This window comes from Streptomyces mesophilus (genome assembly GCF_011044995.1).
GTDB lineage: Bacteria > Actinomycetota > Actinomycetes > Streptomycetales > Streptomycetaceae > Streptomyces > Streptomyces mesophilus.
In genome coordinates, this window is the sequence record NZ_JAAKZW010000302.1 from 1 (window position 1) to 8,523 (window position 8,523).

Below are 8,523 nucleotides of genomic sequence, written 5' to 3' on the forward strand. Positions count from 1 at the left end.
GCCCCTTCCCGAAACCGGGGCTTCGCCCCGGACCCCGCATCCGACCTCCGGTCGGATCTCCTCAAACGCCGGAGGGGCTTGGAGTGGCCAGATCGGCGAAGACGAGCTCCGCGTTGATCAGGGTGCCGGCGCGGTAGCCGGCGCTTGCCGAGTTGACCACCATCTCGGCCGGGCCCATCGCATTGCCCACGATCCAGATGCCCGGCAGGCCGCTGCGGCCCGCCTCGTCCACGGCGGGGAACGGGCCGAACGGGGTCTGCTTGACCGCGTCCCCCGTCAGGTCGGGCAGCATCTCGGTGCGTGGCACGGGACGTGTCGCGGTGAACAGCACGTCCCGTGCGAAGAATTCACCGCTCGCCAGGCGCACCCCCGTCAACCGGTCGTCCTCCACGACGACTTCGGCCACCTCGCCGGTCACCACCCGTACGCCCGCCGCGGCCAGCTGCTGCCACTGCTCGTCGGGCAGCTCCTCGACCTGGTGCAGGAAGAGCGTCACGTCCTTCGACCACTGGGTCACCAGGAGCGCCTGGTGGGCGCCCATCTCGGGCCGGGCGATCACGCCGAAGGCCTGGTCGCGCACCTCATAGCCATGGCAGTACGGGCAGTGCAGCACATCGCGGCCCCAGCGGCCGGCGAGTCCGGGGATGTCCGGGAGTTCGTCGACCAGGCCGGTGGCGATCACCGCGCGGCGCCCGTGCACCACGGAGCCGTCGGCCAGTCTCACATCGACCTCGCCGTCGGTGTCCGGTTCCACCTTCTCCACCCGCCCGGAGATGATCTCCCCGCCGTACGACTCCACTTCGGACCGCCCGACCGCCAGGAACTCGGCGGGCGGCATGCCGTCGCGGGACAGGTAGCCGTGCATGTGGTCGGCGGGGGCGTTGCGCGGTTCGCCCGCGTCGATCACCAGGACGCTGCGCCGGCTGCGTCCCAGGCCGAGCGCCGCGCTCAGGCCCGCCGTGCCGCCTCCGACGACCACCACGTCGTACGACTTCCGCTGTGCCTCGGTGCTTCGGGTCACGGTGACCACCTCCGCTGCAAGCATCGGACGAGTACGGCAGAATGGGCAAACAATGTTGCCGTAATCGCAAAAGATGGAGGTGGTGGCGGTGGCCGAGCATGAAGATGCCGAGGAGATGGACGCGGTCCTGGCCGAGGTGGGGGCGCGGCTGCGCAGTATCCGCAAGGACCGGGGATCCACCCTGGCCGGGCTCTCCGAGGCGACCGGGATCTCGGTCAGCACGCTGTCGCGGCTCGAGTCCGGTCACCGCAAGCCGAGCCTTGAGCTGCTGCTTCCGATCGCCCGCGCGCACCAGGTCCCGCTCGACGAACTCGTCGGAGCGCCGGAGGTGGGCGACCCGCGAGTGCGCTCGAAGCCGATCATCCGCCACAACCGTACGCATCTGTCGCTCGGCGGCCAGCCCGGCGGGCTGCAGGCGTACAAGGTCATCATCGAGGCCCCGGATCCGAAGCACGAGCACGCCGAACAGCGCACGCACGAGGGCTACGAGTGGCTGTACATCATCTCCGGGAAGCTGCGCCTGAAGCTGGCCCACCACGATGTGGTGCTCGGTCCCGGGGAGGCGGCCGAATTCGATACGAGGGTGCCGCACTGGTTCGACGCGGTGGACGGTCCGGTGGAGATGCTCAGTCTGTTCGGGCCGCAGGGGGAGCGAATGCATGTGCGGGCCAAGCCCAAGAGGGCCACCGAGGGGTGAGGAGTCCGGCTCGGGGCAGGGTGTGCGCGGAAAGTCTCGGCCGGGCCGTTCCCAGGAGGCAAGCGACCGCTTAGTATGCGCGGGAGACTTGTTCACCCCCTCTGTGGAGGCCCCGCATGCAGGCATGGCGAGTGCACGAGACCGGTGAGCCGGGCGAGGTGATGCGGCTCGACGAGGTGGCCAAGCCCACCCCCGGCGAGGGGCAGCTGCTCGTCAAGGTGCGGGCCGCCAACATCAACTTCCCCGATGCGCTGCTCTGCCGCGGGCAGTACCAGATGCGGCCGCCGCTGCCGTTCACGCCCGGCGTGGAGATCTGCGGCGAGACCGAGGACGGCCGGCGGATCATCGCCAACCCCGCGCTGCCGTACGGCGGTTTCGCCGAGTACGCGTTGGTGGACAAGGCGGCCGTGCTGGCCGCGCCCGACGCGCTCGACGACGCCGAGGCGGCGGCGCTGCACATCGGCTACCAGACCGGATGGTTCGGCCTGCACCGCAGGGCCCGTCTCCAGGCGGGCGAGACGCTGCTCGTGCACGCGGCCGCCGGTGGTGTCGGCAGCGCGGCCGTGCAGCTCGGCAAGGCCGCCGGGGCACGGGTGATCGGAGTTGTCGGCGGGCCCGACAAGGCGCGCGTGGCCGACGAGCTCGGCTGCGACGTGGTGATCGACCGGCGCAGCGACGATGTGATCGCCGCCGTCAAGGAGGCCACCGGCGGCCGGGGCGCGGACGTGGTCTACGACCCGGTGGGCGGCGACGCGTACACGCAGTCCGCGAAGTGCGTGGCCTTCGAGGGGCGCATCGTCCTGATCGGCTTCGCCAGCGGTGTCGTGCCGGCGCCCGGGCTGAACCATGCGCTCATCAAGAACTACTCGATCATGGGCCTGCACTGGGGCCTGTACAACACCAAGGACCCGGCGGCGGTGCTCCGTTGCCACGAGCAGCTCACCGAACTGGCCGCGAAGGGCTCGATCAAGCCGCTGATCAGCGAGCGAGTGCCGCTGGTCGGGGCGGCCGAAGCGGTGCAGCGGGTTGCCGACGGAGTCACCACCGGCCGCGTGGCCGTCGTACCGGAAGGGGCGCAGGCGTGACGGACGCTACCGAACTGGCCACCAGGACCCGCGAGTTGCTCGCGGCCTATCCGCCGGCCACCACCTCGCGGGAGGACTTCCTCAAGGCCCGCTTCGACGCCGGGCTCGCCTGGGTGCACTACCCCGAGGGCCTCGGCGGCCTCGCCGCGCCCCGCTCGCTGCAGGCCGTGGTCGACGCCGAGCTGGAGGCCGCGGGCGCGCCCGACAACGATCCGCGGCGGATCGGCATCGGGCTCGGGATGGCCGCGCCGACGGTCCTCGCGTTCGGCACCGACGAGCAGAAGGAGCGCTTCCTCGGGCCGCTGTGGCGCGGCGAGGAGGTCTGGTGCCAGCTGTTCAGCGAGCCGGGCGCCGGCTCCGACCTTGCGGCGCTCGGTACGCGCGCCGTGCGTGACGGCGACGACTGGATCGTGACCGGGCAGAAGGTCTGGACGTCGAACGCGCACAACGCGCGCTGGGCGATCCTGATCGCGCGCACCGACCCGGACCTGCCCAAGCACCGCGGCATCACGTACTTCGTGTGCGATATGACCGACCCCGGTGTCGAGGTGCGGCCGCTGCGGCAGATCACCGGTGAGGCCGAGTTCAACGAGGTGTTCCTCACCGACGTCCGTATCCCCGACGCCCACCGGCTCGGCGAGGTCGGCGACGGCTGGAAGGTCGCCCAGACCACGCTGATGAACGAGCGCGTCGCCATCGGCGGCATGCGGCTGCCGCGTGAGGGCGGCATGATCGGCCCGATCTCGGCCACGTGGCGCGAACGTCCCGAACTGCGCACCCGCGATCTGCACCAGCGACTGGTGAAACTGTGGATCGAGGCCGAAGTCGCCCGCCTCAGCGGCGAGCGGCTGCGCCAGCAGCTGGTGGCAGGGCACCCCGGGCCCGAGGGCTCGGGCATGAAGCTCACCTTCGCCCGTCTCAACCAGGAGATCAGCGGCCTGGAGGTGGAACTGCTCGGCGACGAGGGCCTGTTGTACGACGACTGGACGATGCGCCGGCCGGACATCGTGGACTTCGTGGGCCGCGACGCCGGTTACCGCTATCTGCGCTCCAAGGGCAACAGCATCGAAGGCGGCACCAGCGAGGTGCTGCTCAACATCGTCGCCGAGCGCGTGCTCGGCCTGCCCTCGGAACCGCGTACCGACAAGGACGTCGCCTGGAAGGACCTGGCTCGATGAGCGATCTGCTGTACTCGGAGACCGAGGACGAACTCCGTTCGGCGGTGCGCTCGTTGCTGACCGACCGCTGCGAGGCCGCGCAGGTCATCGCGCGCGCCGAGACCGATCAGCCGCACGATCACGATCTGTGGAAGACCCTCGCCGCGGACATGGGCCTGGCCGGACTCCTCATCCCCGAGTCCCTCGGCGGGCAGGGCGCCACGCATCGTGAAGTGGCCGTGGTTCTGGAGGAGTTGGGCCGCTTCGTCGCGCCGGTCCCGTATCTCACCAGCGCGGTGATCGCCACGGAGACCCTGCTCGGCTGCGGGTCTGCCGCCGCCGATGAGCTCCTGACCGCCCTCGCCTCGGGCCGTTCCATCGGCGTGCTCGCCCTGCCGCTCTCCACGGCGCCTTCGTCGTCGTACGCGGAGGTCGCGGAGGCGGACGGAAAGCTGACCGGGCGCGTCGGTGCGGTGGCGGACGCGACCGCGGCCGATGTGCTCCTGGTGTCGACGGCGAGCGGTCTGTACGCCGTCGACACCACGGCGGACGGGGTACGGATCACACCGCAGACCCCGCTCGACCTGACCCGCCCGCTCGCGACGGTCACCCTGGAGTCCGCCCCCGGGCGGCTCGTCGGCGCGGACGCCTCCGCGGCCGTGCGCCGAGGTCTCACGGCGGGCGCGGCCCTGCTCGCGTCCGAGCAACTCGGCCTCGCGGACTGGTGCTTGACGGAGACGGTCGCGTATCTGAAAACCCGCAAGCAGTTCAACCGCTCGGTCGGCTCCTTCCAGTCCCTCAAGCACCGCCTCGCGGAGCTGTGGCTGGAAACGGTCCATGCGCGGGCCGCGGCCCGCAATGCCGCCGACGCACTGGCGGCGGGCTCGGACGAGGCCCCGCTCGCGGCCGCGCTGGCCCAGGCGTACTGCGCGCCGGTCGCGGTGCACGCGGCCGAGGAGGCGCTGCAGCTGCACGGCGGTATCGGGATGACCTGGGAGCACCCGATCCACCTCTACCTGAAGCGCGCCAAGTCGGACTCGATCGCTCTGGGGGCGGCGGGAGCGCATCAGGGGACGGTGGCCGAGCTGGTGGATTTGCAGGCGCCGTAAGGGAGTTCGTGGCGCCCTCCCCCCTGAAGCGGCGGGGGAGGGGCGTCCCTCCCGGGCCGGACCGGGGCTCGGATTCGCGCCCGGAAATTCAGCGGAGCCGGCAGTGGGCCTCGGCTAGGGTCTGGTGTCCCGCCCGGCCGGATTTCGGCCGGGCGTTCTGCCGAACGCTGCCCGTGGAGTTCCCATGCGTCGACAACTCGCCCTGGTCGCAGCCGCCCTCATGCTGTGTGCGGGCTGCTCCGCTGGGGGACCGGCGGCCGGCGCCGGAGGCGAGCGGACGGACGAGAACGGCGGGCCGACAGCCTCCGACCGGGTACGGAAGGCGATCGGCGAGCTGGGCCGGGGCGCGGCCGGTATCGACCAGGTCATGGAGCTCGGCAACGCCGAGAACACCTACAAGCTCACCGTCCAGGGTGCCTTCGACTTCGGTGCCGACCGCGGGCGGCTCGCGGCCGACATGGCCGGTGTCGATATCGCCCACGTGGACCAGAAGTTCGTCGGAGGGAAGGTCTACCTGAAGCCCGTCGCCGGTCTGGAGTCCGACCGTTGGGGCGTCGTCGGGCGCGCCGACGTCGACGCGAACCACCTGCTCCGCGCCCCGCTCAACGACCCCGAGCATGTTCTGGCCCAGCTGGAGCGGATGAAGGAGGTCAGCGCGGAGGGCGAGGAGAAGATCCGAGGCGTCCGGGCCGTCCGCTACGCCGGTGTCCTGGACCACGCGACGGTGACCCTGCGGGGCAGCGAGACGTTGCGCGACCAGATGGGCAAGGCGCGGGAGATGCTCGGGGACGACTTCCCGGTCTTCGCCGATGTGTGGATCGACGGCCGCGGCCGTGTGGTGCGCAGCGTGCTGAGAATGACCATGCAGGACATCACCTCCACGGTGACCACGGATTACGCCGCCCTGGCGAAGCCGGTCGATGTCGAGGCCCCTGACGCGGCCCAGGTCACGCCGGTTGGGGAGGTCACTGGTCTGCTGTCCGGCTGACCTTTGCCTCCAGGTTGGAAGGCTGTCCGTCCTGGGCTGCGTTTCAGGGGGTCCGGTTGATGACTGGGTGCCTTCGCCGACTGTTGTCGGTCCGGTCGATGTCCGGCGCCTTCGTCGAACGCGACCTTTCCGGCCGATCTTCGGGCGTCCTTGTCGAGCGCGGGCGTACGCTCCCCGTGCCGGTCGGCTGAGGGAGGGGGCGCCGGATGGACAGAGGGGGAAGCCCGCGCATCGCCCGGGCCGAGGCAGAGTTGGATCGCGAAGGGGCGCTCGTCGTCACCGGGCCACCGGGCATCGGCAAGAGCGCCCTCCTGGACGCGCTGGCCGAACGGGCCGCCGACCGAGGTGGCACGGTCCATCGGCTGCGTTCTCAACTCCCGGACCGCGGCGTCCCGTTCGCTCTCGTAGCCGATCTGCTGCTCGGCGTCGAGCGCCGCCACCTCGAGCGACTGCCCGCTCCCCAGCGGGACGCCGTCGAGCAGGTCCTGCGCCATGAGGCGCCGTCCGACGGCGGGCCCGATCCGCTGGGGGTCCGGCTCGCTCTCGGCGCGGTCCTGAAGGCGGCCGCTCCCGCGCTGATCGTCCTCGATGACGTCCACTGGGCGGATCCCGCCAGCGCCGCAGCCCTGGCGTGTGTCCAAGCCCTGTCGACGGCCGTGGTGGCGGCCTGCCCAGACCCGGGCGGTGCGCCCGAATTCCTTTACGGGTCCCCGCAGTTCACTCCGCCACCGCTCGCCGTCGACGAAGTGGCCGCGCTGCTCACCGGGGAGGGGCTCCCCGCACGCCTCGCCGGGCGGGTGCACCGCTGCGGCGGCGGGAACCCGCGGATCACGCTGGACATCGCCCGCGCCGTGGCCGCGCTGCCCCGGCCTCCCCATCCGCTGGACGAACTCCCCGTACCCGAACGGGTCCATGCCATGGCGCGCCGCCGCCTCGACGACGTGGGACCGCCCGTGCGACGGGTGCTCCTGACCGCCGCGCTCGCCGACCGTCCCACGCACGCCCTGCTGCGGCGCAGTGCGGGACGCGACGTGGAGGAGGAGCTGCGCGCGGCGGCCCGCGCCGGACTGGTCACCACCGAGGGGAACGAACTCCGCTTCACCGCGGAGGTGTTCGCGTCCCAGCTGACCGACGACAGCAGCTGGGCCGAGCGTGCGGCGGCGCACCGGTCGCTGGCCGGCGCGGTCACCGACCCTGTCGGGGCGACCCGGCACCGGGCCCTTGCCACCGACGACATCGACGCCCGCCTGGCCGACGAGCTGGAGGCCGCCGCGACCACGGCCCGCACCCGGGGCGACCGTGGCCGGGCGGCGGAACTGGCGCTGCTTGCGGCCCGCCGCACACCTGCCGCCCTGAACCAACAGGCCGCTGTAGTACGGAGGTTCGTCACCGCCGCCGACGACGCCGGTCGTGCGGGCCGGGTCGACCTCGCCCGGCGGGCGGCGGCCGAGGTCCTCGACCACTCGACGGACGCCGGCGAGCGGGTCCGCGCGCTCCTCGCGATCCTGGACGCCGCCGGACAGGCGCTCGACGACCTGGACGAGGTCTTCGCCCGGGCGGCCGACGAAGCCGCGGGCGACCCGGCGTTGTTGGCCGCCGTGCAGCTGCGGCTCGCCTGGAAAGCGAACCTCTGCGACGGGGACCCGCTACGGGCGCGAGGTGCGGCCGCACGCGCCGCGGTGCTCGCCGGCCGTGCCGGGGACGCCAAGACCTCCGTCCTCGCGCTCACCATGCAGGCCCGTCTCGAACGCATCCTCGGTGATCCGCATGCCGAAGCGACCCTGGAACGCGCGCTGGGCGCCGCGATACCGGGCGAGCCCGTCGGCGTACGCAATCAGCCGCGCTATCTGCGGATCCGGCACGACCTGTTCGACGACCGCCTGGAGCGGGCGCGTGACGGGCTGCTCGCCCTGCTTCCGGTGGTCGAACGGTCCGGGGAGACCGAGGACTTGGTCGAAGTGCTGCGCAGCCTGGCCGAGACGGAGACCCGGGCGGGGCGCTGTGCGGCCGCGCTGCGGTATGCGGACTGGGTGCTGCGGATCACCGCCGAGGCGGGCATCTCGCCCGGGCCTTCCTGGTATTCGGCGGCCTTCGCCGAGGCGGCGGGCGGGTCCTTCGAACGGGCCCTTGCGTTTGCGGGACGTGGCGCCCGGGCCTCCGAGGAGGAGCACGACCAGGTGTTCCTCTCCCGGAACCTGCATGTGCTCGGCCTGGTGCAGCTGGTCACCGGCAGTGCGGCCGACGCCGTGGAACAGCTCCTGCGGGTGCGCGCGGCCGAGACCGCGCAGCAGGTCGCCGATCCCTCCCTGCTGCGCTGGCCGGGCGATCTCGCGGAGGCGCTCGCGGTGTCGGGGCGGGGGGTGGAGGCGGAGCAGTTGATCGAGCAGTACGCGGGTGTGGCACGGGAGTTGGGCCGGGACAGCACTCTCGGTGCGCTCGACCGGGCCCGGGGGGTGGGGCTCACGA

The 8,523-nt window shown here is 72.1% G+C and carries 7 protein-coding genes; 6 read left to right on the plus strand and 1 reads right to left on the minus strand.

The features are described 5' to 3' along the window. Positions 1-61: 61 nt before the first annotated feature. Positions 62-1,045 carry an NAD(P)/FAD-dependent oxidoreductase gene (locus G6045_RS37255; RefSeq protein ID WP_165336669.1) on the minus strand — a complete coding sequence of 328 codons (984 nt, stop codon included), beginning with the start codon at positions 1,043-1,045 and terminating at the stop codon, positions 62-64. A gap of 64 nt (positions 1,046-1,109) precedes the next feature. On the opposite strand from G6045_RS37255, the gene G6045_RS37260 reads away from it, so the two are divergent. The 6 genes from G6045_RS37260 to G6045_RS37285 all read left to right on the plus strand — a co-directional run. Further along, a complete protein-coding gene (locus G6045_RS37260; protein WP_328708045.1) occupies positions 1,110-1,718 on the plus strand; it encodes a helix-turn-helix domain-containing protein in 609 nt (202 codons plus the stop codon). Between the two features lie 116 nt (positions 1,719-1,834). Beyond that, complete coding sequence (locus tag G6045_RS37265) at positions 1,835-2,803, plus strand: NADPH:quinone oxidoreductase family protein (RefSeq protein ID WP_165336671.1); 969 nt, start codon at positions 1,835-1,837, stop codon at positions 2,801-2,803. After that, a complete protein-coding gene (locus G6045_RS37270) occupies positions 2,800-3,981 on the plus strand; it encodes an acyl-CoA dehydrogenase family protein (protein WP_165336672.1) in 1,182 nt (393 codons plus the stop codon). Before G6045_RS37265 ends, G6045_RS37270 begins: the two co-directional genes overlap by 4 nt. Then, complete coding sequence (locus G6045_RS37275; RefSeq protein ID WP_165336673.1) at positions 3,978-5,069, plus strand: acyl-CoA dehydrogenase family protein; 1,092 nt, start codon at positions 3,978-3,980, stop codon at positions 5,067-5,069. Before G6045_RS37270 ends, G6045_RS37275 begins: the two co-directional genes overlap by 4 nt. 184 nt (positions 5,070-5,253) lie before the next feature. Beyond that, the gene (locus G6045_RS37280; protein ID WP_165336674.1) at positions 5,254-6,057 is read left to right on the plus strand and encodes a LolA-like protein; all 804 of its coding nucleotides are present in this window, start codon (positions 5,254-5,256) and stop codon (positions 6,055-6,057) included. 206 nt (positions 6,058-6,263) lie between these two features. Then, positions 6,264-8,523, plus strand: a 2,260-nt coding sequence (locus tag G6045_RS37285) for an ATP-binding protein (protein ID WP_165336675.1), incomplete at its 3' end; no start/stop codon positions are given.

What these genes read in the sequence shown, in the direction of transcription:
- G6045_RS37255 (WP_165336669.1), bottom strand. Translation starts at nt 1,045, where the DNA reads ATGCTTGCAGCGGAGGTGGTCACCGTGACCCGAAGCACCGAGGCACAG.
- G6045_RS37265 (WP_165336671.1), top strand. Translation starts at nt 1,835, where the DNA reads ATGCAGGCATGGCGAGTGCACGAGACCGGTGAGCCGGGCGAGGTGATG.
- G6045_RS37275 (WP_165336673.1), top strand. Translation starts at nt 3,978, where the DNA reads ATGAGCGATCTGCTGTACTCGGAGACCGAGGACGAACTCCGTTCGGCG.
- G6045_RS37280 (WP_165336674.1), top strand. Translation starts at nt 5,254, where the DNA reads ATGCGTCGACAACTCGCCCTGGTCGCAGCCGCCCTCATGCTGTGTGCG.